Source organism: Waddliaceae bacterium (assembly GCA_018694295.1).
Classification (GTDB): domain Bacteria; phylum Chlamydiota; class Chlamydiia; order Chlamydiales; family JABHNK01; genus JABHNK01.
In genome coordinates this window covers 45,465-68,144 of sequence record JABHNK010000010.1, presented here as the reverse complement: position 1 = coordinate 68,144, position 22,680 = coordinate 45,465, and the positions used below count along the sequence as shown (strand labels likewise).

Annotated in this window: 20 protein-coding genes; 5 read left to right on the top strand and 15 right to left on the bottom strand. The window is 43.9% G+C overall.

What is annotated here, in order from left to right:
• Nucleotides 1-189: 189 nt before the first annotated feature.
• On the top strand, nucleotides 190-468 hold the full coding sequence (locus HN980_01410; protein MBT6928143.1) for a hypothetical protein: 279 nt from the start codon (nucleotides 190-192) through the stop codon (nucleotides 466-468).
• Nucleotides 469-480: 12 nt separating this feature from the next.
• On the opposite strand, the gene HN980_01405 is transcribed toward HN980_01410, so the two are convergent.
• The 9 genes from HN980_01405 to HN980_01365 are packed head-to-tail and all read right to left on the bottom strand — an operon-like array spanning nucleotide 481 to nucleotide 10,349.
• Nucleotides 481-1,356: a hypothetical protein gene (locus HN980_01405; protein ID MBT6928142.1), complete on the bottom strand. Its 876-nt coding sequence runs from the start codon at nucleotides 1,354-1,356 to the stop codon at nucleotides 481-483.
• Nucleotides 1,357-2,130, bottom strand: a complete 774-nt coding sequence (locus HN980_01400) for a hypothetical protein (GenBank protein MBT6928141.1) — start codon at nucleotides 2,128-2,130, stop codon at nucleotides 1,357-1,359.
• Nucleotides 2,127-2,588 (bottom strand): hypothetical protein, encoded by a 462-nt coding sequence (locus tag HN980_01395; GenBank protein ID MBT6928140.1) that lies wholly within the window; start codon nucleotides 2,586-2,588, stop codon nucleotides 2,127-2,129. Before HN980_01395 ends, HN980_01400 begins: the two co-directional genes overlap by 4 nt.
• The gene (locus HN980_01390) at nucleotides 2,575-3,147 is read right to left on the bottom strand and encodes a hypothetical protein (GenBank protein ID MBT6928139.1); all 573 of its coding nucleotides are present in this window, start codon (nucleotides 3,145-3,147) and stop codon (nucleotides 2,575-2,577) included. The genes HN980_01395 and HN980_01390 overlap by 14 nt, the downstream gene beginning before the upstream one ends.
• 26 nt (nucleotides 3,148-3,173) lie before the next feature.
• Entirely contained in the window at nucleotides 3,174-3,584 is a 411-nt protein-coding gene (locus HN980_01385; GenBank protein ID MBT6928138.1) for a general secretion pathway protein GspG, read from the bottom strand.
• 15 nt (nucleotides 3,585-3,599) lie between these two features.
• Nucleotides 3,600-4,784 carry a type II secretion system F family protein gene (locus HN980_01380; protein MBT6928137.1) on the bottom strand — a complete coding sequence of 395 codons (1,185 nt, stop codon included), beginning with the start codon at nucleotides 4,782-4,784 and terminating at the stop codon, nucleotides 3,600-3,602.
• A gap of 2 nt (nucleotides 4,785-4,786) precedes the next feature.
• Entirely contained in the window at nucleotides 4,787-6,508 is a 1,722-nt protein-coding gene (gspE, locus tag HN980_01375; protein ID MBT6928136.1) for a type II secretion system ATPase GspE, read from the bottom strand.
• An 8-nt stretch (nucleotides 6,509-6,516) separates the two neighbouring features.
• Nucleotides 6,517-8,892, bottom strand: a complete 2,376-nt coding sequence (locus HN980_01370; protein ID MBT6928135.1) for a type II secretion system protein GspD — start codon at nucleotides 8,890-8,892, stop codon at nucleotides 6,517-6,519.
• Between the two features lie 8 nt (nucleotides 8,893-8,900).
• A complete protein-coding gene (locus HN980_01365) occupies nucleotides 8,901-10,349 on the bottom strand; it encodes a hypothetical protein (GenBank protein ID MBT6928134.1) in 1,449 nt (482 codons plus the stop codon).
• 188 nt (nucleotides 10,350-10,537) lie between these two features.
• Between HN980_01365 and HN980_01360 the strand changes: the two genes are divergently transcribed.
• Both HN980_01360 and HN980_01355 read left to right on the top strand, forming a co-directional pair.
• Nucleotides 10,538-10,975, top strand: coding sequence for a hypothetical protein (locus tag HN980_01360; protein ID MBT6928133.1), 438 nt, complete (start codon nucleotides 10,538-10,540; stop codon nucleotides 10,973-10,975).
• A 621-nt stretch (nucleotides 10,976-11,596) separates the two neighbouring features.
• Nucleotides 11,597-12,682: a glycosyltransferase family 4 protein gene (locus HN980_01355; protein ID MBT6928132.1), complete on the top strand. Its 1,086-nt coding sequence runs from the start codon at nucleotides 11,597-11,599 to the stop codon at nucleotides 12,680-12,682.
• 4 nt (nucleotides 12,683-12,686) lie between these two features.
• Here the strand turns inward: HN980_01355 and HN980_01350 are convergent, their stop codons facing one another.
• The 3 genes from HN980_01350 to HN980_01340 form a co-directional block, all read right to left on the bottom strand.
• Nucleotides 12,687-13,421, bottom strand: coding sequence for a polysaccharide deacetylase family protein (locus HN980_01350; GenBank protein MBT6928131.1), 735 nt, complete (start codon nucleotides 13,419-13,421; stop codon nucleotides 12,687-12,689).
• Nucleotides 13,422-13,423: 2 nt separating this feature from the next.
• Nucleotides 13,424-14,164, bottom strand: coding sequence for a glycosyltransferase family 2 protein (locus HN980_01345; GenBank protein MBT6928130.1), 741 nt, complete (start codon nucleotides 14,162-14,164; stop codon nucleotides 13,424-13,426).
• Between the two features lie 61 nt (nucleotides 14,165-14,225).
• Nucleotides 14,226-14,672, bottom strand: coding sequence for a hypothetical protein (locus HN980_01340; GenBank protein ID MBT6928129.1), 447 nt, complete (start codon nucleotides 14,670-14,672; stop codon nucleotides 14,226-14,228).
• A 168-nt stretch (nucleotides 14,673-14,840) separates the two neighbouring features.
• On the opposite strand from HN980_01340, the gene HN980_01335 reads away from it, so the two are divergent.
• Both HN980_01335 and HN980_01330 read left to right on the top strand, forming a co-directional pair.
• Nucleotides 14,841-16,997, top strand: coding sequence for a transcript cleavage factor (locus HN980_01335; protein ID MBT6928128.1), 2,157 nt, complete (start codon nucleotides 14,841-14,843; stop codon nucleotides 16,995-16,997).
• Nucleotides 16,998-17,002: 5 nt separating this feature from the next.
• Nucleotides 17,003-17,617 (top strand): XTP/dITP diphosphatase, encoded by a 615-nt coding sequence (locus HN980_01330; GenBank protein ID MBT6928127.1) that lies wholly within the window; start codon nucleotides 17,003-17,005, stop codon nucleotides 17,615-17,617.
• Between the two features lie 4 nt (nucleotides 17,618-17,621).
• Here HN980_01330 and topA read toward each other — a convergent pair whose 3' ends face one another.
• The 3 genes from topA to HN980_01315 all read right to left on the bottom strand — a co-directional run bounded on the left by topA (nucleotide 17,622) and on the right by HN980_01315 (nucleotide 22,636).
• The gene (topA, locus tag HN980_01325) at nucleotides 17,622-20,207 is read right to left on the bottom strand and encodes a type I DNA topoisomerase (GenBank protein ID MBT6928126.1); all 2,586 of its coding nucleotides are present in this window, start codon (nucleotides 20,205-20,207) and stop codon (nucleotides 17,622-17,624) included.
• A 50-nt stretch (nucleotides 20,208-20,257) separates the two neighbouring features.
• Nucleotides 20,258-21,097 (bottom strand): DNA-protecting protein DprA, encoded by an 840-nt coding sequence (gene dprA / locus HN980_01320; protein ID MBT6928125.1) that lies wholly within the window; start codon nucleotides 21,095-21,097, stop codon nucleotides 20,258-20,260.
• Nucleotides 21,098-21,844: 747 nt separating this feature from the next.
• Nucleotides 21,845-22,636, bottom strand: a complete 792-nt coding sequence (locus tag HN980_01315) for a hypothetical protein (protein ID MBT6928124.1) — start codon at nucleotides 22,634-22,636, stop codon at nucleotides 21,845-21,847.
• Nucleotides 22,637-22,680: the final 44 nt, after the last annotated feature.

The window sequence follows — 22,680 nt, the reverse complement described above, 5'->3', positions numbered from 1 at the left end:
TCTTTTTCCCGTGGTGGTAACGGTTTTAATATAGGCAAGTATATATCTTGGATAATTGCGGCAGTTGTTTTCTGTGGTGGGATTTTTTCTTATCGTAGTATTAGGAGAAGGTGTAAAGTCAGGACTATTGTTGAAGAAAACCCACGAACTAAGGCGCTATCAGCTCTTGATGTTATTGAAGGGGAGTTGATGCCCTCAAAAGGTCTTTTCGATGAATATTATGTCGCTGTCACGGACGTTGTCAGGAAATATATCGAGGAAAACTATGGTTTAAAAGCCCCGATGGCGACAACAGAAGAGTTCCTTGATGATATTGTTGGACATCATGCTTTCACGCCAGCAGTGCAGGAAGCTCTTAAGGGATTTCTTTTTCATACAGACCTTGTGAAGTTTGCTGGGGCGTCGTCATCAACGGAAGAGAGCGCTTTATTGCTTTTTTCGGCAAGAGAGTTTGTTTCGGGAATATAGAATTTATCATAGCTATTGCGGAGGCTTTGCGCTATATTTTATGCGGAAATCGAGGATTGCTTCATAGTCGGAAGCCCCGCAGCTTGCTAGGGAAGCCAGAGCTTCGTGACGCAGCTTTGTTTCCATTGCAGAGCGCATATCACCTTTCCATTCTTCGTCGTGTTTCATTCTTCGTCGTATTTCTCGATATATTGATGTTCGCATATTGATAAAGCGGTCGACGGAATTTTTATCGCCATTGAAGAGCGCAGAGACGACGTCTCTATCGGCATGATAGATCCAGATTTTTTTGTTATTATTTGCTTTGTCTTGTGCGAAGTCAAGGTGATAGTAGAGAGGGAGTCCGCTTTCCCCTTGCATAGCAGCCATTCTTTGGAAGACTTCTTGTAGATATTCATCATCGAGGTCGATGTTAGAGAGGTGTTTTACTTGTTTTATGGAATATTCTTCGCCTTTTTCGATGAGGGCGGTGATGATGGTGTCGAGGATGTCGGGGTATTGTGATGATGCATCACTGAAGAAAGGTGCCTCGTGGAACATCTCATACATAAGCCTTTTAAGGAGTTTGTATGTCAACGGTTTTTCTAGGGATTTTTCTTCTTCGGCAGGCCTGAAAAGGTAGTAAAGGTTAATTTTGGAGTTTTTTGTAATTTCTCCTGGTTTGTTGTCGTCGTTGACGGTGTTGTCGTCGCTGGTTCCTTCAGAAGAATATCGTGAGTTCTTATATTGGGTATATATTTTTGTGTTGGTATTGTCGCGGATGGTTTTTTCCATATATTCGACGTATATATTTTTTGTGAAGGCGATTTCGTAGTATTTTTTTGCGCTGTTGTATGTCATCAGCGAGAGCAGCAGCAGCAGTGTTATTGTATATGGTAGTACGCTCATTTAAGTCTCCCAGTATATGACGGGTTTTTTTGCTGCCTCGGAGACCTGGAATGTAAGGACGATAGTTTTTGGCAGCGTTTCAGGAGGGTTTTCCATTGTGATATATATTTTGACTAGAGGGGGAAGAAAGCCATATTTCCTTTCCCAACCACCGAAGATTTCGTTGCCGTTGTTTGCTGCTCCGGTAGTATGCCATTTTCCTGGGTATGGCTCGGGGATTCCGCGCCCTTCGGTGTGTGGTTTTGTATATATAGCGCTGAAGCTTTCGATTGTTGGTGGAGAGAAGAAAGAGAAGTGTATGTCGGCGACGCCACGCAGAAGAACCTCTTTTCTTATTGTAGACGTGTCGCTGCTGATTTCATTTTCATGCGGCTGAGTCCATGTCGCTAGCATAAACGAGTCGTCTTCGAGGTATAGCCGTGCTAGAACGCCGTTGGAGAAGTCGCTGTCGGCGACGCCATTATCGAAGGTGAAGACTAGACTGTCATTCCCACTATATTTTGTTGAAAAAAAGCAGGAGAGCCTTTTTTTGTTGTCTTCGTCTTTTTCTTGTGGGCGTGTTTTAGTGTCGATGGTAGCATTTTCTATGACATAGGATAGGCGTTGCTGTAGGTATCGTATTGTTGTTGCTTCACGGCGTTGTTGAGAAAGAATATTGTTGGTCTTTGAGGTGTGCCAGTAGTATCCCAGGAGCGTTGTCATCAGCATAGTTGAAAGCGCCATGGCGATTATTACCTCTAAGAGCGTGGAATTGTGGCGTCGTATTTTCGTCATTTCGCGCCCCCACTATGTCTTTCTGCCAAGACATTATATGTGTATGCCATTTTTTCTTCGTCGTTGTCGAAGTACAGCTTTACAATTATAAGATGACAAGGATGGTTGGGGTATTTTTCAGAGCTTTTGTTTTTTCTTGTGGTGTCATAGTAGCCGGTAAAGGTTTTATCGGTGCCATTGCTCAAGGTTTCTGTTATTGAGAAGCCGGTTCTGTTCTCATCGACAGAGAGGCTTCCTCCTTCTAGTGGGATGGAGTTGAGCTCGACGGTATTATTGTAAAGCAGCTCTTTGATATCAGCGAAGACTAGCGCCGCTATTCTATCGTTATCGAGTGCTGTTATTAAGCTTTTCTGTGCTTTTATAAGGGCGAGCTGTGGCGCCAGTATAGGTGTAAAGCATAGGCATATTAATGAGAGGGCGATTAGCACCTCTAGAAGTAGGTAGTTACGGCGCATCATTGTCGAAGATCTCACGAGGGTAAAGTTCATAGTCGTAATTATTATTGTCTGGCGTGGTTTTCTCCTTGTCGTCAATGACGATTGTGCTGGGGTGTCCTGGAAGGCTGATGTATTGTTTTTCTCCGGAAGGGCCTATTAATATTAAAGTTCCTGCCGTCATGAGGCTTCCTCTCGAGAAGAATTTTAGCATGATGGGGGAGTTTGTTGTCATGCCGTTGTCGTCGATAAAAGCGATGTCTTTGACGCCTGGGACGGCGATGTTTTTCTCTACGAAGCCACGTATTTTCGAGAGTTTCGTGGGGTCATCGAGGGCTAAGCGGTATGAGAATACTGAAGATTCTGTTTTTGATATTTTCATCGTGGTGTTTGCCGATAGTCCGAGCATTATTTCTTGTGACAGTTGTATCCCATCAACGATGGCGTCAACACCGGCGCGGAATCGCTCTTTTCGTATTGCCGACATCATGGAAATCCCCGCCGTTGATGCTATCGTCGCTATGAGGAGCATAACGACGAGCATCTCAATGATGGTAAAAGGTCTTCTGCATCGTGATGGCATATTTCGTTTTATTTATTAGGTTTGTTTTACTGCTTAAATAGTGACGAAGGGTGGTCTTTCTGATAAAGATCGAATTTTTTCGATGTTATCGTTATCGTGCCGTACTCCTCGTCGTATGAGATGATATATCGCACTCCCCATCCGTCTTTAACGAGGGCGTCCCAGTTTTTTACAAGAGGGTGTTGATATTGTTTTAATTCATCAAGAAATTTGTAGTTGGCGAGGTCTTCGGGATCGATTTTGTCGTTATTTTCTATCTCCATAGAGAGCACTGTTTCGAGCTGTTTTATTCCTTCGAGGGTTTTGAAGGCTTTCCCTTCGTCGAGGGCGCCTTTGATATTATACGCTACGACGCCGGTGATTATCGTTATAAAGAACATCACGATGATAATTTCTATTAGGGTGATGTTTCTTCGTAGTAATTTTGTTTTTTTCATAAGAGCGGTTCCTTTTTATGGTGTTAGTGCTGTGATGTCGGTGAAGGGGATCAATACTGCCAGAAGTACGAGCCCTACGATAGCCCCCAGTGTTACGAGTATCACAGGCTGCGCTAATGCCGTTATTCGCGTTAATGTTTTTTCTGTATCTTCTTCGAAGATGTCGGCGATTTTGGAGAACATCGTCGCCGTATCGCCGGTGTCTTCGCCGACGGCGAGCATCCTCGAAACCATCACCGGTATTATCGACGATGTCGCTAGCTGTTTGCTTAGAGAGCTTCCTGCTATTATCTTTTCTTCGGCGTCTTCGACAACTTTTTCTAGCGCGCTGTTTTTCATTGTCTTACGTGCTAGGCGTAATGATTCTATGATGGATACGCCACCTTCTTGTAGCGTCGCCATTGTTCTCGAGAAGCGCGCTATTGCAACCTGGACAACGGCGGTTTTGATTAAGGGCATTTTTAATGCAGCGTTGTCGCGCCACACTTTTCCTGCCGGGGATTTAAGGTATAGTGTTGCTGATAGTGTTATTCCCGCTATTATTGGTATGTAAAGCAGCCAGTATCCCGAGAGAAAATGGCTTATCGACAGAACGAGGCGTGTGTATGCGTTGACTCTGGTGGCGTCGAAGATATCTTCTATTGTCGGCACGACGAAGGTCATGAGCACCACGACGACAGCGAGGGTGAACAGCGCGAGAACAGCGGGATATATCATTGCTGTTATCGTCTGTGATCGTATGGTATTTTGTTTTTTTAGAAGGGAAGATATTCTTAAAAGCATGGTGTCGAGGGAGCCAGAAGACTCTCCTGCAGCGACCATGGAGCAGTATATGGTATCGAAGCTTTCAGGAAAGAGTGATAGAGCTTCAGATAAGGAGCGCCCATTTTTTACTTGATCACAGATGTTGACGATTATTGGGCTGAAGGCTTCGCAACGATATTGTTCTTCTAGGATTTTGAGGCTGTCATAGAGAGGGACTCCGGCGTTTATCATCTGTGAAAGCTGTACTGTTATGGTTAGAAGGTCTTTGTTTTTTAGGGTCGTAGTTTTTGTTGCTTTTGTGCTTTTGAGGATTTTTGTGACGGTGAAGCCTTGTTCGCGAAGCTTCTCGCGAGCTTCGCGGATATCGCTGGCGTCGATGATTCCTTTGTTACGCCTTCCGGTAGATGAGAGGCTTTCGTAGTTGAATAGAGGCATTGTTATACTCCTCGTGATACTCTTAGAATTTCGGTGACGGTGGTAATTCCTTTGGCGACGAGCTTGGCACCGTGTTGCCGTAGCGAGCGCATGCCATGCTGTAAAGCTAAATCTTTCAAGGCTCCGGCATCAGCACTTTGTATTATCTGTTTTTTTATAGTGTCGTCGACGAGCATAAGTTCATAGACTCCATGGCGTCCTTTGTATCCTGATTCGTAGCATTCGGGGCATCCTTTTCCTCGGAAGAGCACGCCATTGTCGAGGTCTTTGATGTCGAGGCCGATATCGCTGAGTTCTTGTGGTGTAGGATTGTAAGGCGCTTTACATTCAGGGCAGATGCATCGAACAAGCCTTTGTGCTACGATACCGACGAGTGTCGAAGATAGAAGGTATGGTTCTATTGCCATATCGACTAGTCGTGTTATTGCCGAAGGGGCGTCGTTTGTGTGTAGTGTGCTTATGACGAGGTGCCCGGTTAGTGCTGATTGTATAGCTATATCGGCGGTTTCTTTGTCACGAATTTCTCCTACCATTATGATATCGGGGTCTTGTCGGAGGATATGTCTCAGTCCTGCTGCGAAGTCGAGGCCTATCTTTGGCTTTACTGCTATCTGTGAGATTCCTGGAATCTTATATTCTACAGGATCTTCGATAGTCATGATGTTTGTTTCGTCTGTATATATTTCGCAGAGGGCGCTGTATAGTGTTGTTGTTTTACCACTTCCTGTAGGCCCTGTTACGAGTATAATTCCTTCTGGTATAGAGATAATCTTCTTAAAGGTGTCAATGATGGTGTCGTCCATACCGATATTGTCGATTCCCAGGACAACATTGCCTTTATGCAGAATACGCAGGACGATACGTTCTCCGTTGATTGTTGGTGCTGTGCTTACGCGGAAATCTATATCGCGACCACCCATACGCAATTTTATTCTTCCATCTTGAGGGAGTCGTCGTTCTGCGATGTCGAGTTTTGCCATCACTTTGATGCGTGTAAGCAGTTGTGTTTGGTATTTTTGTGGTGGTGTATGTCGATTTTGCAGTATGCCATCGATACGGTATCGTACTTTTAGTCCTTTTTCTGAGGGTTCGAAGTGTATATCGGAAGCTTCTTGATTTATTGCTTCGCTAAGGATGAGGTTTAGTAGTTTTATTATAGGGGCTTGAGCGTTGGTAGCTAGTAGGTCATAGGCTTCTGTGTCATCGAGATCGTTGATTATTTCGCTGTGGTTTTTTAGGTCGTCGAGGAGCTCCGAGGCTGCTGTGTTGTCATGCTTGTAGCGTTCTTCTATAGCGGTTGTTATGGTATTCTTATTACAGTATACGGCTTTTACATCGCATGAAAGCATGACAGTAAGATCTTCGAGGGCTTCTAGGTGGAGTGGGTCGGCGACGGCGACGACGAGGGTGTCGTCGTCATATCTTATTGGTAACAGTGTATTTTTTTGTGTGAAGCTGTAAGGGATTTTTGCGAAGACGTTGGCAGGGACGGTGATATTGGGGATATCGTTATATACGTCCATGTTAAAATGCAGTGCGTATGCGTGATTTAGGGAGTCTTGTGATATGATGGCGCGGTTGAGAAGTTCCTCGAGGAACGTTGTATTGGTGTTGGTGATTTTTTGTAATGTTTTCGTTATGGTGCCGTCGTTGAGGACCCCTTGTTTTTTGAGGATGTCGACGATATGTTGTTCGTTGTTAGAGAGGATTTTTTCTTCGTTCATAGTGTTTTTTATTCCTCAGGGAATATTGTTTCGTGTTTTGGGCGTCCCATAAGGACTTCAAGGCTTCCTTTGAAGAGGCGTTTTTTTTCATATTGCTTGGCTTCGAGGAGGCGCGTTAAGAAGGTGGTGTTGTCTCCGGGCCGCCACTTTAGTTCTTGTTGCTGCATACGCATTATATCCTCTTGAGAGTCGCTGATGACGGTAGGTGTTATGAATACGAACATTTCTGTAGAGCTTCCTGACATGCGAGTTTCGCCGAAGAGTTTTCCTATTCCGGGGATTTCACCGAGGAAAGGCATAGATTCTTTTATGTCGTCGGAGTTTTTACGGCGCAGCCCTCCGAGGATTACTGTCTGTCCATTGGCGATGCGCACTTGGTTTTTGATGTTTCGGCGTGTTATATCTGGCTGGTTTGATGATGATGTCGATGGCGTATCGTCGAAGGTGATGTTTGTGTCTAGGGAGATAAATGTTTCGATGTCGCCATTGAAGTCGTCAGGTTCATGTACGGTAGGGGTTATTTCTATAGTTATACCATATTGGTTACGAGAATATGTTGTTTCTGTGGTGTTGTCATTACTGATGGCACCGGTATTTACAGAGATTTCTTCTACGAGTTTTATCGAAGCGGGCGTCTGGTTTATCGTCGTTACTGAAGGCGAAGAGTGTACTGTGATATCGCGCTGTGATATTAGGAAGTTATAGGCGAAGTCGTATGATGGAACGATGCCACGTTTTTTTCTGCTCATGAAGAAGTCGAAGATTCCTGTGCGTTGAGACAGCAAGTCTGAAGAGTCTAGGGCATATGAGACGTTTCCTGTAGAAGAAAACGATGCCCATCCTGAGTCGGACCCTGTGGCTTTATTTCCGATGCGTAGGATGTTTAGGCCGAAGTGGTTGCTGTCGGTGACTTTTTTCTCGAAGAGGAGCACCTCGATATGCACCATTTTTTTAGGGATGTCTAGCTTTTTGATAAGGTCTTTAAGCATAGGCAGCACAGTTCTTTCTACTACCATTATTATCGACCCTGTCTGTGGGTCTACGATGAAGTTGTCACGTTTTGATGCGTCGTTTTTCGATGCAGACCGTTCTGGGGCTATTGGGTTTGGATTTATCACCAGCGCGTTTGAGCCTTTGAATGTCGAATATGGTTCTTTTCCGGCGCTTTCGTCTGATGCGGCTTCAGTGTTCTCTAGTGATGCTCCAGTATCGATAAGCAGATGGTATGCTTTTTCGATGAGAGGGGCGATATCTTCTGGGTCGGAGTGTTTACATGTGTATACGAAGACATTTTTTTCTTGCGTTCCTTCGATTCTACTTTCTATGTCGTAGATAATATCTTGTGCGTGGTTAATCTCTTCGATGCTGCCGAAGAGGAACACTGACTGGTGTGATGACTTGTTTAGCGGTATTATCTTTAGCCCTGCAGGCATGCCGTTGAGGGTTGTACGGTTGATCTTCCCGCTTTGTGACGATTCGTGGAATATTGTTTCTAATACGCTGACAATATCTTCAGAGGCGGCTCTTGTTAGTGTTATGAGTTTGTATTCTTTGTCATCGCTTGTGTTGTCGACGAAGTCATAGAGTTTAAGTAGTTCGCTGATATCATCGACGGTGCCGGCGATGAACACTGAATGTCCTAAGATTTCTAATGATGTGTTGTTGACATTGATGAAGCGTGACAAGAAGTCGAAGGCAGTATATGGGTCTGGGGTTTTCGGCGACAAAATGTAGCATATATGAGAATGTGGCGGCAGGATGTTGAGGTCGGCGCGCGAGGATGTCACGGCGGCGAAACGTGAGCGGTCTTTGTTTATTATGAAGAGCTCTCTTAGGTATGGGTTTAGCTGTTTTATTCCTATGCCGTTCTCTGTAAGGATGAAGGCGAGCATTTCATTCCACGACTCACGAGGGACAGGAAGGTTGGAGTTTATGCTTAGCTTTACATCTCCGATGTCGTGAGGGACAAGGTATACATAATCTTGTGAGCCGTAGTCGATGACAAGTTGTTTTAGTGTTGTCTCGGGTTGATGCCACAGCGAATAATCTTCTTCTATTGACGATATTGCAGCGTGCTGTTGCCACGATTCCTGTGTTTCTTTGATGTTTGATTTTAAGTTATTGACGTCGTCGAGGATGTCTTTGTATTCTTCTGGTGAGGCATCGTTTTCATGGAGTTCTAGGATGTCGTTATATAACGAGAGGAGCTCTTCTTTTTCGTGTATAAGGGCGTCGTTTGTCTGTTCTAGAAGTTTTTGTGTTTTTGCGTCAAGGCCTGTGTTGGTATTATGGATGTAGGCTTTTTTTTCGGCGATAGACTGCCCATGTAATGGTACTATTGTTGTGACGACGACAATGATTAAGAGCTGCAGGGTTGTTTTCATGATGTATGCTATTCTTGTTGTTCTTGTTGTTCTTGTAATGCTCCACGTATGGTATCGTGAAGCTTTATTAGAGGAGGTCTACCACGCTTTTTTCTTTCTTCGTATTCTTTTCTTTTTAGTTCTTGTTCTTCTGTATTTACTTTGTGTGTTGGCGTTGTCGATTGTGTTTGTGGTGGTGTTTTTGCTGGGAAGTCATATGCTTGTCTGTGGTCTTGAATAGAGGCTTGTAGTGGTATAGCCATCTCTACAGTCTCAGTTTTTGCGCGATTGAACAGAGTCCCTTCAAGGAATTGTTTTCCGTCTTTTCTTATTATGTCGCCGACGACGAACAGCTCTCCGGTGACGGCATTCATAACATATTCGTCGATATTTTTTGGTGTTTTAATGACGGACCATTTGTTGTCTGAGCGTAGGACCCAGTCTTGATTATTTAAGATCATACGTTCTTTGCTGATCTCAACGATAGCCTGTATTTTTGTTTTGGCGCCGAGGAAGGAGATTTCATGTTGTATGATATGTGGCGACCAAACACTGCTGGATTTTATTATCGTAAGAGGAAGTTTTTTCGTTCCTGTGTCATTCCAAAGGTCTATATGGATAAGTTTTTCTTCGACACTTGCGATGGCAAGAAGAGCTTTTCCTTGTGATGATGATGTTTTTGATGGGGCGATCCATTTGTCATCTTCCCAGAAGAAATAGTCTCCCTTTTTTACGAATAATGGGTATGCTTCTTCGCCATCGCCGAAGTCGATGCGTTCGCGCCCTGTGGTGTAGTTATATTCTTCACCGCCGTGGTGTTCTAAGAAGCGGTCTTTTCCGAACCATCGTGCGCGCTGGCGCGCTAGGATGCCAGCGTCGGCGCGGTATGTTCCGACCTCCCACGACGCCTGTTCTGTTATTAATGGGCTTTCTAAGAGTTCGAAAGTGGCGATGCTGGCAGTGTCTTCGACGTCGTTGCCGGCATCATCGACTAGTGATGTTGAGATTACAGCGCCGCCGTTGGTGTATGTTGGTATTATCGACAGCGGGGATGTGTCGTCGCCGGCGATGTATCTTCCGGGGAAGGTGGAGTCATCGTATACGAGAAAGATTTTCGATTCTGATGCGGCGCATATAATATCAGAAGAACCGCTAAGAGATAATATTATTTGTGGTGTGTCGTTGGGGATGTCTGGCCTAGCGTTTAGGCCGTGGAACAAGATATCGTGGCTTAGGTCGGGGATTTTCATCGCGAAGATTGTATGGTTTAGCGATAGAATGCCATCACCGATGGCGTCGTAAGCTTCTTGCGGAAAAGGGAAGGCTGTATTGGGTAATGATGATGTTGAAGCTTCGGCGGTATAGGACGTTGCATATGATGAATTGGTGGCAAATGCGAAAATTGTCGCTATGATAACAGCGGCAATGGCTCCCTTGAGAATTTTAATAATACAATCTAGCGGAAAGATTTTTTTCATATTATATACACAATCTCCATAACATCAATGAGATAATACGCTCTTGCTCATAAAAACACCAATTAATATATAAAAAAAGGAGATAAAAAAAAGAGGTAAAAAAATATATTGAATTCAAGAACATGGTTTCATACTATTAGAAAGGATGAGGCAAATATTTTTTATGTAGAAAACAAGGAGTAAAAGCAATGTCAAAAGATGTTAATAAAACAGAACAGCCGCCAGAAGAACATGAAGGTAGCGTAAAAGAAAAATTACAAGAAAAGCTTTACGAGCTTAAAGATAGCGAGACAGTAACAGAGATATACAAATACACATTAACGAACAGGTTTGAGTCGATACTCATTGTGCTTGTTGTTTTTGGCGTTGTCTTGACGTGGTTTAATGCTCCAGCGGGCCTTGGTCTTATAGGCCTTTTGTTGGGGATGTATTTCACTGACGATATCCCAACGATACTTTATAAGCTTAAGGAATATTACCAGACACACGGATGGTTTAAGATAGTATTGATTGGTGGTGCGCTGCTTAGTCTTCTTATGACGACATGGACTTTTGTAGTAGGTATCGCTGCTGCTGTTGGCGTCAAGAGTGTAATAAGGATGTTCCGTAAGAAGTCCGAACTTTAGATTGTTGAACTGACCTTACGCGCAACTCTCACTTTATTGGCGTGCTGCAAGGAACAATCTGCTACGTATTCCTTCTCACCCAGCTCTTCGGAGCTTGGTTCGTCGGAAGTACTTGCATCTTGTCCCTTTCGCTACACCACTAAAGCAAGATTAGCGCGTAACATCAGTATTGAATTTTTAATGGAGAACATGCATTCTTAGGTCTTTAACCCCTGATTGTGACCTATACTTTGCCATATGGTTTTTGCAGCGGTACAGATGCGAAGATGAAAGACGAGCGAATGTTAAAACATTCGTGAGGATAGATTCAAAGCAGATGTGCTGCTGCAAAAAGATATATGGTGAAGCCAAATAATAGCAAAAGGGTAAATAAAAACAACAAGAAATAGTAAGGGCTTAAGATATTTATCTTCATAAGCTTATATTTTTTACTATCGCTTTTTAGAAGAAAAAGGTCCTGTTTCCTATAGCATCCATATGGTTGGGCAATCTGGCTCATTTTACTCCTCGCGAATAGTTACAACTATTCGCTTGTCGTTCACTGAGCTATCTTGCCTAACCCTATGGCGCTAAAGGAAATATAGGGCTCAATCATGGGTTTAATTATTTGGAGGCTTAATTATGCATATTCTTCATACTGAAGCGTCGCCGGGATGGGGAGGCCAAGAGATTCGCATTCTTCGCGAATCTGAGGGCTTACGCGAACGCGGTCACGACGTTATTTTTATCATACAAGAAAACGGTGGTCTTGTTGAGCCTGCTCGTCGAGCGGGATTCACTGTCTATGAGCTTCCATTGCGCTGGGGGCGGTGGTATACCTGTTTGAAGACTTTGATGTCGGTGATTAAACGTCATGCCATCGATGTTGTTAGCACCCATTCTTCACGAGATGCGTGGCTTGCTGGCATAGCGGGAAAAATCGTAGGCTGTAAGGTTGTGAGGACGCGCCATCTTTCTACGGCGATAAAAAAAGGGCTTAACAGCTTTTTGTTGTATCGTGTTCTTGCTGACGACGTCGTCACTACCTGCGAATACGCTGCAGATCTTATCAGAAAACAAGCAAAGATTTCTATTGAGCGTTGTCGTTCTGTCCCTACTGGTGTAGACCCTCGCAGGCTTGATGTCGATATCTCCGAGGTGAAGAAATTCCGCGAAGACCTTGGTGTTGGCAGAGACGATATCCTTGTCGGTACGGCATGTATTTTACGTGGTTGGAAGGGTGTCTTTGATATGCTAAAAGCCGCGAAGATATTACAGGAAGTCCCCGACATTAAGTGGGCAATCGTTGGTAATGGCGTTAGTGAAAAGGTTTTTTTGAAGATGAGAGACGACCTTGGTCTTAAGGATACTGTAATCTTCACGGGATATATCGAGAAGCCACAGACGGCAATAGCAGCCATGGACATTTTCACCCTGCTGAGCACGGGCAACGAGGGCGTAAGCCAGGCGTCATTGCAGGCAGGATTTCTTAAGAAACCCATGATAACGACGAATGTCGGAGGCCTCGGAGAGGTATGTATCGACGGGAAAACGGGTTTTATCGTTCCGACACATTCGCCGGAAAACGTCGCAGAGGCTATTATGAAGCTTTATGGCGACGAGAAACTTCGCAATGCGATGGGAAAAAGTGCCCAGGACCTTGTTGTAGAGCAATTTTCTTTTAATAAGATGCTCGACGATATGGAAAAGGTGTACGCTCCGAGATAGTCTTTTATCTCATGGTATTAATGAAATATTTTGCTGTAGCGCCAAAGCGGTTTGCCTTTGAAAACGGCTGTAGATGGTGTGTAAGGCTATCGCAGCATCTGCGATAAAGAAGTCCATTGTTATTTTCCCAGCTTCTATTTGCTGCACCGCTGATCTTCATGCCATAAGCGTAATGTTTTGAAACGAAAGCGTGAATGTCGCGAGACGTTTTCCCAAAAGGATATACGAAAGATGTTACAGGGCATTTTAGACGCTGTTCCAGGAGCTCTTTTGAGAAGATAACTTCTTTATCAAGGTCTACTCCTGGCAGTGTTATGTTTGCATGAGAATACGAATGTGATGCTATGGCGACGTGCTGCGAAGCGACCATCTCTTCGATCTCTTCCCATGAGCAATAAGGGGCCTTGCTGTCGTATATACCGTCGTTCATAGCTTCGTAGTGAGGGATGGATAGTCTCGTTGCCGTGTCGACATAAGATTTTTCGACGATATATTTCACAGGAACAGCAAGCAGCGCGCGGAGGTTAAGCTTCTGAAGAAGGGGGAAGATATATTGGTAGAAGTCGAAAGAGGCGTCATCGAAGCTTATACATAAAGCAGGAGTTTTACGGGGGATTGGCTCGCCAGGAAGAATGATAGCATAGTTGTCGGCAATGTAGGAAAAATGGTCACGAAGAAGGTTGTAGTTATTGGAAATCCTGCTAGTTCCGACGCGATGATATAGTAAGATGGAAAACATCGCTATGAATCCTTATTTATCTCTTTAAGCTTGAGGTATTTGTAGAAGGCCAGGAGGCCGTAGTAGAATGATATCATAAAACCTTCGTATCCGTAAAAAACGCCACGTTTTAAAAAATAGCATTTGACAAAAGCAAAAGAGCCATGTCCAGCGGCTTTACAGAAAGAAGATCTTTTTTTACCTTTGTTTTGCTGTGCGAAGAGGTCGCTGTATCGTTGAAGTTTATCGAGAAAATCCGATAATGATCTATAGGAATAGTGTTTGACGTGATTTTTCAGGAGCACCTTTTCCATGCCGTTATCGATGATTTTTTCGTGGATGTCGTCGTCGGAGAAGCTCGTTGTTGTTTTGTTGTATATTCTGACATGTCTATCGGGATACCAACCGCACCCTTTTATTACCTTTCCATTGAAATAGTTGTACATAGGAAAGGAATATACTGCTGTGGCATCGAGGTTTGTTGTCATTATCTCATCATGCAGCTCTTTGGAGAGGACCTCATCGCTGTCGAGGGACAAAATCCAGTCGTTTTGTGCTTTTTGTGAAGCTTTGTTGTGTAAAGCCCCAAAGCCAGAGAAGGGGGTTTCGTAGACGGTGACATTCTGAAAGCTTCGCGCTATTGTCATGGTGTCGTCGGAAGATCCTGTGTCGAGCACGACGACATCATCGAAGACTTGTACTGACGTAAGGACTTCGGCGATAGTTTGCTCGTTATTTTTTGTCAGTATGGTGACGCTTATCATGGTGCAAAGATCCGTATATGCTATTTTTTGGTATGAGGTAGATATTTTTTTTATCGAGGGTCTATTTTACTGGTATCCAGTTTTTATTCTTTTTCCTTAGTCGGGAGCGGCGTTTTGCGGTCTTTTTGTGTTCTTTTTTCTCTTTGATTTTTTTGTAGTCGAGGCCTATCTTTTTGTATAGCTTCTCAAATTCTTTTTCTTGCTCGATCTTAAGTTTTTGAATTTTCCCCCAGTCTTTTTCAGAGAAATTATTTTCGTCGGAGATAAGGCGCTCAAGTTCTTTCGGGGTTTTCCCTGTTACTTTGGTGAAAGTGTCATATAGCTCGTCGGTTTGTTTCTTGAGATCCGCGCTCTGTTTTTTCATGTTGAGGAACATAGTTTTAAGCTCTTCGTTGGAGATGGGAGGCTCGGCATTAGCTTTTTTTTTGCGAGGGCTTTTTTCTTTCGTAGTTGATGAAGCAGCAGCAACGGTTTTCTTTATTTTTGCTTTATGTTTTTCTTCGGCCATAGAAGGAATACTCCGTGATATTATATGTTGTCTGTGATAGTACAAAAAAAAATATAATTTCTCAAGAATAGAAGTACTTTTTCTCATTGAGAACAATTGTTGTAGGTGATATTATCATTGCCATGAAATAGGCGAGAAAGTAAAAGATTAAAAAATAGGATGTTGAATATGAGCTATTTGAAAGAATTCCTTCGTCATATCGAAGATAACGATATCAAGGAATTGAGGGGTTTGTGGGAAGAGTATTGCATATGTGATATTATTGAGGGCGAAGAACTTAAAAGCATTTTACAAGCAATAAAAGAGTCATCTCTTGCAAAGCCCTTTGGTAGCGATGTTGAGCTTATAGTGCCTTTATGGGAGACGATAAGCGACGAGGCGATTTCTTATGATATCGCTAAACTTATCTTTGATATTGAAACGACGAACACCGCGGCACTTGCTGCTCTAGCTTATAATATCTTGAAAAAGCGCTATGGTGACCACAAATATTTTAACGAGAAGATACGACTTATAGGCCTCAGGCATAAGAAAGACTTTCAGAGCTCCCTTTCTAACTACGAGCTTCTCACTCATATGGACGAGAACAAGTTCGTTTATCATACTGGAGGGTGGGGAGTAGGGGAAGTTATAGAGCTTTCATTGATGCGCGAGCAGTTCACTATTGAGTTTGAGAATGTTGTCGGCCGCAAAGACGTTGCTTTTAAGACGGCGTTTAAGAGTCTTATCCCAATACCGAAGGAACACTTCCTTTCACAGCGCTTTGGCTTTCCTGACGACCTAGAAGAGGAGGCACGCAAAGACCCTTCGAAGGTTATACGCATGCTTCTTAGTGATTTAGGGCCTAAGACTGCTGTCGATATCAAAGAAGAGCTTTACGAGCTTGTCATCCCCGCGGGCGACTGGACGAAGTGGTGGCAGGTAGCTCGCTCTAAGATAAAAAAAGATACGATGATCGAGACGCCAAAGAGTGTCCGCGGTTGTTTTAAAATCCGAAGCACAGAACTTCTACATGAAGAGCGTTGTAAAGAGAGTGTCGCCAAGGCAAAAAATAACAAGGAACTCATTGCTATTTGCTATAATTTCATGAGAGATTTCCCCGAGGTTCTTAAAGACGAAAAAACGTCACAAGTTATTGAGAAAGCCCTCGAAGAGATTGTCAGTGATGACAAAGCAGACATTGTTGCAGAGCTCCAAGCAAGACTTCTTCTCAAGGAATTTTTCCGTGATGAAAAACGCGACAACGAACTTGTCGATTCTGTCGTCGGCATCAAAGACGTAGCTTCTGTTATACAAGACATAGAAGTTTCTGCTTTGAAGAAACGCATCCTTGTCATCATCAGAAAAAATTGTGATGACTGGAAAGAAAGATTCCTCGACATTCTTTTTTCTTTTAAGCAGAGCGCTCTTAAGGACTATGCCTTTGGTGAGCTCGCTGCTGAAGAAGACATTACGGCGTTGCGAGAAAAGATAATGACTCTTTTGGACCATTCTATCGAAAACCCACGGGCATTCGTATGGTATTTTCAGAAGGTTATAAATAAAGAAGACCGTCTTTTCGACGATGAAGATTTGCAGAAAAAATTCTTTGAAAGGTTTTTGATGGTACTCAACGAAGCTGAAAAAGGTCAGGAATACAAAGATCTTGTAAAAAAGATGTATTCTATTATTACAGCAAAACGTTATATCGTCGTCCGTGAGGCTCTCGCAGGCGCTGATATCGAATATCTTCACGAGATCTTACTTCTTGTGACAAAGTGTCGTTCTTTCAGTGAGCACGACATCAAAATTCTACGCTCTTTAGCGGAAGTTGCAAACCCCGACATTAAAAAAGAGGGTTCTGGTAATGATGAAGTCGATGATGTCATGTGGGCGACACAGGAAGGATTCAATGCCATGCAGAAACGCATAGAACACATCGCTACTGTCGAGACAGTGTCTAATGCTCGAGAAATAGAAGCAGCACGGGCTCTTGGCGACCTTAGAGAAAACGCAGAATATAAGTTTGCCCTTGAAAAAAGAAGGCGTCTGCAGGGGGAACTCAAGACATTGACGCAGCAGCTCAACAAGGCAAGGGTCCTTACTGCCGATGATGTTGCTAGTGATCGTATTGATATAGGCACTAAGGTAGACCTTGAGGACTCTCAAGGAAAAAAAATAACGTATACTATCTTGGGGCCGTGGGAAGCAGATCCTGACAAAGGAGTTCTTTCATATCGTTCTAGGTTCGCAGAAGAAATGATTGGGAATAAAGAGGGAGAAACTTTTCGTTTCAAAGATGAGATATATAATATAGTATCAGTAAAGAATATTTTTGAGGAGTAATACCCATGAGATGTATCATAGCAAGCAACAACCTTCATAAGATCAGAGAATATCGTGAAATGTTCAAAAGCGTTCCCGATATTGAACTTTTATCGCTTCGTGATTTCCCGGAATATGTCGCTCCTGAAGAGACAGGAAAAACCTTCGAAGAGAACGCTAATATTAAAGCAGAACACGCCGCTAAAAATTTAGGGGAGTTTGTTATCGCTGACGACTCTGGACTCGTCGTCCCTGCCTTAGACGGGGCTCCAGGGGTTTACTCTGCAAGGTATGCCGGTGAAGGCGCTACTGATGCCGACAATAGAAATAAGCTGCTCGAAGAGATGGAAGGATATGCCGACTTACAACGCGCAGCGTTCTTCGAATGTTGTATTTCCATGATAGGCCCTGGAGGAAAAAAACATATTGTTACGGCGCGCTGCGAAGGTGTTGTCCTTGAAGAAGGACGCGGAGGTAGTGGTTTTGGCTACGACCCCTTGTTCCTTAAGAACGACTATGACAAAACTTTTGCGGAACTCGACGAGAGCACAAAAAACCGTGTATCACACCGATTTAAAGCTTTCGACAAGATAACACCTTTCATCGAGTCTTTGATTCATAAAGAAAATAATGATAAGTGATCTCTCACGATCCTTTTTTCTTAATATGAGGACCTAAAGCTTTTATCATCGTGAACATATTTATCGGCTCTGAGCTTCCGAAGACGGCAGCAAGAAGGTCGTCGGGGTTTATCGATCTTTTGTCCTTGGAGTCTTGTAGGTCGTGGCTCTTGATATGCTCCCAAATCTTCTTGATAACCATAGGTCTTGGCATCTCGTCGGCGCCAACGACGGCGGCAAGCTCTGGAGACAACGCAGAAGGTGTGACAGAAGGCGCGCGGCGCTTTTTCTTTGTAGTGGCGCTTTTTTTACCTTTAGCGCCTTTTTTCTTCTTCTTGGCAGCGCCCTTCTTTTTACGGCTCTTTTTCTCGTAAGGGGTCTTGGGATAGTCAACGTATTTGCTTTCGAGGTCGTCGAGGTCATTGACGATTACATTACAGTCAGGGAAGCTAGAACATGAGAAGAACGTCTTACCAAAACGGGATTTTCTGACTACGATAACGCCATCGCATCCTATAGCAGGACATGAAGGCATGTTTTTTTGGTCGATGACTTCCTCTCCTTCTTTAGGGATGTTGATGATACCGCGGCAGTCGGGATATTTCGAGCATCCGAGAAAGGCGCCGAATCTTCCATGCCTTACGATCATAGGATCTTTACAAAGAGGACATTTCTGCTCCCAGTCGAAACCTTCGGCATAGTCGTCTCTGTTGAATTCCAGCTCTTCAAGGCTTCCGGCGGTGAAGTCGCAGTCGGGATATCCCGAACATCCGAAGAAATATTTCGACTTAGACCAGATCTTCTGAAGTTTGTGGTCTCCGCATTTAGGACAGTCGATTTCAGTCATTTTCTTGGGGACAAAGGCTTCTTTTTCTGCGAGCTCGACGGTAGGGATGAAATCTTCCCAGAACTCTTTTATCAGCGCTTTCCACTCTTTTTTATCTTCGGCGACAAGCTCGAGGTCGTCTTCCATATGGGCAGTGAATTCTGTGTCCATAATCTTAGGGAAGCTTGCATTTAGCAGATCGGCGATGACACACCCAAGCTCGGTAGGAAGAAGTCTTCTGTTTTGCTTAACAGTATAGTCGCGGCTTTGTATTTTGTTCATTATAGCAGCGTATGTCGAAGGTCTTCCTATCCCAGACTTCTCAAGCTCTTTGACAAGCGAAGCTTCGGAAAAACGCGCTGGCGGCTTGGTGAAAGCCTGATGAGAGGTTACGTCTTCGAGAGAAAGAGTCTGTCCTTCGACAAGGTTTGGAAGCTCGTTGTCTTTGTTATTAGAAGCGTCTCCGTCGTTCTTCTCTTCATAGACGATAAGAAAGCCCGGGAAGATCCTCTTCGAACCATTGGCACGAAGGATAATGTCGTCGCCAGCTGATATGGTTACAGCCATAGTATTATAACGGGCGGGGTTCATCTGCGATGCTATGAAACGCTCCCAGACAAGAGAATATAAGTGATATTCGTCTTTAGAGAGGAAGTCTCTGACTTTTTCAGGAGGGCGCGATAAATTCGAAGGGCGTATTGCTTCGTGAGCGTCTTGTGCACTCTTCTTTGTAGGAAACTCTCGAGGCTTTTCAGGAAGATATTCATCGCCAAACTCTTCTTTAATAAAAGCTCGTGCTTCATCGAGGGCTTCTGGAGAGATCCGTACGGAATCTGTTCTCATATATGTTATTAAGCCCTCTACGCCCTCTTCGTCGAGGTCTACTCCTTCGTATAAAGTCTGGGCAATGTCCATGGTCTTGGCGGAGGAGAATCCGTGGTGACGGCTAGCCTCTTGCTGCAGCGTTGACGTTATAAAAGGAGGGACGGGGTTGCGTAGTTTTTCTTTCTCGGCGATAGAAACGACGCTAAACGGAGAATTTTTAAGGGAAAGGAGGATCTTATCGGCGGCGTTTTTATCGCTGATAGTGATAAACTTCTCTTCGTCGGAAGCTTCTTTTTCGATGCGCTTTCCGTCGACGGAATATAACTGCGAAGAGAAGGAAGAGTTTGTCCCTTCGGTGCCGAGGATAGCGCCAAGATTCCAGTATTCTATAGGATTGAATGCCTCGATCTCGTATTCACGGTCGACGACGAGCTTTAATGCTACAGATTGTACCCGTCCTGCCGAAACAGAACGCCCTTTCCCGCGCTGGATGCGGCGGGCGAGGATAGGAGAAATTTTATAGCCGACAATCCTGTCAAGAAGACGACGTGCCTGCTGGGCATTGACTAGAGGATAGTCGATATCACGAGGGTGTTCTAAGGCTTCAACAACAGCTTTGCGTGTTATGGCGTTGAAAGTGATACGCTTGATATTACAGTCTTTAGGTAAGATAGAAGCGATATGCCAGGCTATAGCTTCCCCCTCGCGGTCGGGGTCAGGACATAAATATACTGTGTCACACTGCTTGGCGGCTTTACACAAGTTAGCGATGACATCTTCTTTGCCGGGGATGGCTTCATAGTGTGGCTCGAAATCATTCTCGATGTCGATGCCAAAACCACTCGCAGGAAGGTCACGGATATGCCCTATCGAAGACTCAAAAAGAAACTCCGGACCTAGAAATTTCTTCAGCGTCTTTATCTTCGCCGGAGATTCTACTATGATTAAAGATTTTCCCATAATGTATCACATCCCTGATTAATATTCTTAAACACTAACTATCCGCTTTCCTATACTGTAATAGCAGAAGCGCGAAATAAATCGCTAAAATATTCTGCAATGTCGGCGCCGCCTTCTGCTAAAAGAGCACGCCCGCTTTTTATAAGCCGATGGTTTCCACGAAAACTCTCGTCATCAAGACGTCCTGGAATTGTAAACAACGGACGTCCCTGTGAACAAGCCGCTTCGCTAGTAAGCATAGCGCCGCTTTTACACGGAGCCTCTATCAACAACACCGCCGAAGAAAGACCGCTGACAATACGGTTTCTTAACGGAAAATGATGCCTCTCAGGAGTCGCCATCATAGGGAACTCGCTGATAATAGCACCGCCACAATCGACTATCATATCGGCAAGACCTTCATTCTCCCGTGGATATAGAGAAGAAATCCCAGAACCTATAACAGCACAAGTAGAACCCTTGTCTAAAGCTCCTTGGTGTGCGGCAGTGTCGATTCCTAATGCCAAACCACTGATAATAGAAAAGCTTAACGACGAAAGCTCTCGAGAAAAACGCAACGCCTCACGATAACCATAAGACGAAGGATTCCGCGTGCCAACAAGAGCAATGCCCTGCTTCCCTATTACATCGACGCTTCCCCTTATATATAACAAAAGAGGGAAATTAGAAATTTCACGCAAGCGACGTGGATAACAAGAATCGAGGTAAGAGATTAAATGTATTCCATGTTTATCGACAAGAGATAAATCACATTTCCACCGATCTTCGCCTTTTGTTGCCGTGATTTTTTCCGCGAGGGTGCTGTTAATACCTTTAACGTTAGCAATTTCAGCGGTATCGGCATCGACAACTGCCCTTGCTGAGCCTAATGCTTTTATTAAGGTGCGCATGGCCACATTCCCAAGCGAAGGGACATTATTAAGGAGTACTAGTGCTTCGTTTTCTGTCATTGTGTATGATATTATGGTGTCTAAAAAGTATCACCTTCTTCTTCTTTATCTTTATTGTCAACCCAATGTGTTCTCTATCCTTTGCCATAGGGCTTTTGCAGCGGTACAGGTGCGAAGATGAAAGACGAGCGAATGTTAAAACCTTCGCGAGGATAGAATCAAAGCAGATGTGCTGCTGCAAAAAGACATATGGTGAAGGAGAGGGAGCGCATTGGGTTGATAATGATCGGGTTTAAAAAAAAGCAGCCCGCTTTGTGTAGCGGGCTGCTGAACGTGATATTTTTTCCAAGCGTCCCCGGAAAACATTTACCGTGTTTTATGGTAGTCACGATATCCGTGAAGACCTGCGGAGTGATTTCTAACAGTAATCCAATACCTCCATAAAGGACTTCGTGAAATCAACCGCTCGACAATGTTTTTTAATATTTCGTTTTCATCATTATTAATAAACATGTCGACAAGCGATCTACCACGGAGCTCTGTATAATATTTTATTCTCGACGTTGTTTTGACGACGAGCTTCATTTTCTCAAAAAAGAATTTCAAAAGATGTGGGTTCGAGCTATAACGCCTTATGTCACCTCCTTTTTGCCCATGCGATCCACGGTTTTTGAAATATAAGCTTTCACAAGGAAAGACTATATACTCTCTATGTACCATGTTTTCGGGAAAATTAGCAAACTAATTTTAGAGTAGCTTGTTTAGTTTTTCTTGCCGCATAGCGATATAGTCAATAAGGGAGACATTTCCTTCACTGAAGCCATTCATCAGCTGTTGGTATGTAGTGTTTGGGGTGTCGTCATTGTCCCAGTCGCCATATCTTTTAAACTCTTCCCATGCGATGTTTTCGTTTTCGGCTTCATTTAAAGTTTGATGTAGGATGGCGATACGCAGAAGGTTATAGGCGAAGAGTGTATCTCCGAAAGAGAAATTGTCATTTTCTGGAGAGAACGCTTCATTGTTAAGAGCGTCATTTTTGAGGTCTATAGCAGCAGTCAAAGCTTCGTGGAAACGCTCTTCAGCGATTAGGATCGATGTAGCCGTGTATCGTTTGTAGAAGTTGCTAGAGGAAGTGCTCGTTGTGTTAAGGGTTTCGGCGGCGAAGTCGCGGGCGGTATCAATATCATCATGCCCTAGGAGGATCTGTGTTATGAGGGGGGAGTATTTGGCGTTGAGCTCAGGATGCTTGGCAATGATATCTTGTAGGCTATAGAGAAGACCGGAATCGTTAGCATCGTTTTGTAGTCTTTCAGCGAGGACAGACGCTTGATAATAGTCGTTTGTTGCCTTTGCTTTGCGCCCCGAAGAGAAGCGGTAGCTTACAAAGATCAGCAAAGAGATCCCCAGTATTGTATATAATACCGTCATTCCATGTTTTACGACAAGATCATGGCATTGCTCTTGTGGAGAGGCTTTTTCCTCGGGAGAAGACTTCGTTTCTAATGTAGTTATTGGTGTCTTTGGATGTTTTTTCTTCATAAAAACCGCATTTTGTTTTAGAGTGTTAGTACTTTATTTTGCCT

Coding starts and splice junctions, on each gene's coding strand:
- HN980_01330 (MBT6928127.1), top strand. CDS start 17,003: ATGAGATGTATCATAGCAAGCAACAACCTTCATAAGATCAGAGAATAT.
- HN980_01385 (MBT6928138.1), bottom strand. CDS start 3,584: ATGAAAAAAACAAAATTACTACGAAGAAACATCACCCTAATAGAAATT.
- gspE (MBT6928136.1), bottom strand. CDS start 6,508: ATGAACGAAGAAAAAATCCTCTCTAACAACGAACAACATATCGTCGAC.
- HN980_01380 (MBT6928137.1), bottom strand. CDS start 4,784: ATGCCTCTATTCAACTACGAAAGCCTCTCATCTACCGGAAGGCGTAAC.
- dprA (MBT6928125.1), bottom strand. CDS start 21,097: ATGCGCACCTTAATAAAAGCATTAGGCTCAGCAAGGGCAGTTGTCGAT.
- HN980_01355 (MBT6928132.1), top strand. CDS start 11,597: ATGCATATTCTTCATACTGAAGCGTCGCCGGGATGGGGAGGCCAAGAG.
- HN980_01365 (MBT6928134.1), bottom strand. CDS start 10,349: ATGAAAAAAATCTTTCCGCTAGATTGTATTATTAAAATTCTCAAGGGA.
- HN980_01405 (MBT6928142.1), bottom strand. CDS start 1,356: ATGAGCGTACTACCATATACAATAACACTGCTGCTGCTGCTCTCGCTG.
- HN980_01335 (MBT6928128.1), top strand. CDS start 14,841: ATGAGCTATTTGAAAGAATTCCTTCGTCATATCGAAGATAACGATATC.
- HN980_01360 (MBT6928133.1), top strand. CDS start 10,538: ATGTCAAAAGATGTTAATAAAACAGAACAGCCGCCAGAAGAACATGAA.
- HN980_01410 (MBT6928143.1), top strand. CDS start 190: ATGCCCTCAAAAGGTCTTTTCGATGAATATTATGTCGCTGTCACGGAC.
- HN980_01350 (MBT6928131.1), bottom strand. CDS start 13,421: ATGTTTTCCATCTTACTATATCATCGCGTCGGAACTAGCAGGATTTCC.
- HN980_01370 (MBT6928135.1), bottom strand. CDS start 8,892: ATGAAAACAACCCTGCAGCTCTTAATCATTGTCGTCGTCACAACAATA.
- HN980_01340 (MBT6928129.1), bottom strand. CDS start 14,672: ATGGCCGAAGAAAAACATAAAGCAAAAATAAAGAAAACCGTTGCTGCT.
- HN980_01345 (MBT6928130.1), bottom strand. CDS start 14,164: ATGATAAGCGTCACCATACTGACAAAAAATAACGAGCAAACTATCGCC.
- HN980_01400 (MBT6928141.1), bottom strand. CDS start 2,130: ATGACGAAAATACGACGCCACAATTCCACGCTCTTAGAGGTAATAATC.
- HN980_01315 (MBT6928124.1), bottom strand. CDS start 22,636: ATGAAGAAAAAACATCCAAAGACACCAATAACTACATTAGAAACGAAG.
- topA (MBT6928126.1), bottom strand. CDS start 20,207: ATGGGAAAATCTTTAATCATAGTAGAATCTCCGGCGAAGATAAAGACG.
- HN980_01390 (MBT6928139.1), bottom strand. CDS start 3,147: ATGCCATCACGATGCAGAAGACCTTTTACCATCATTGAGATGCTCGTC.
- HN980_01395 (MBT6928140.1), bottom strand. CDS start 2,588: ATGATGCGCCGTAACTACCTACTTCTAGAGGTGCTAATCGCCCTCTCA.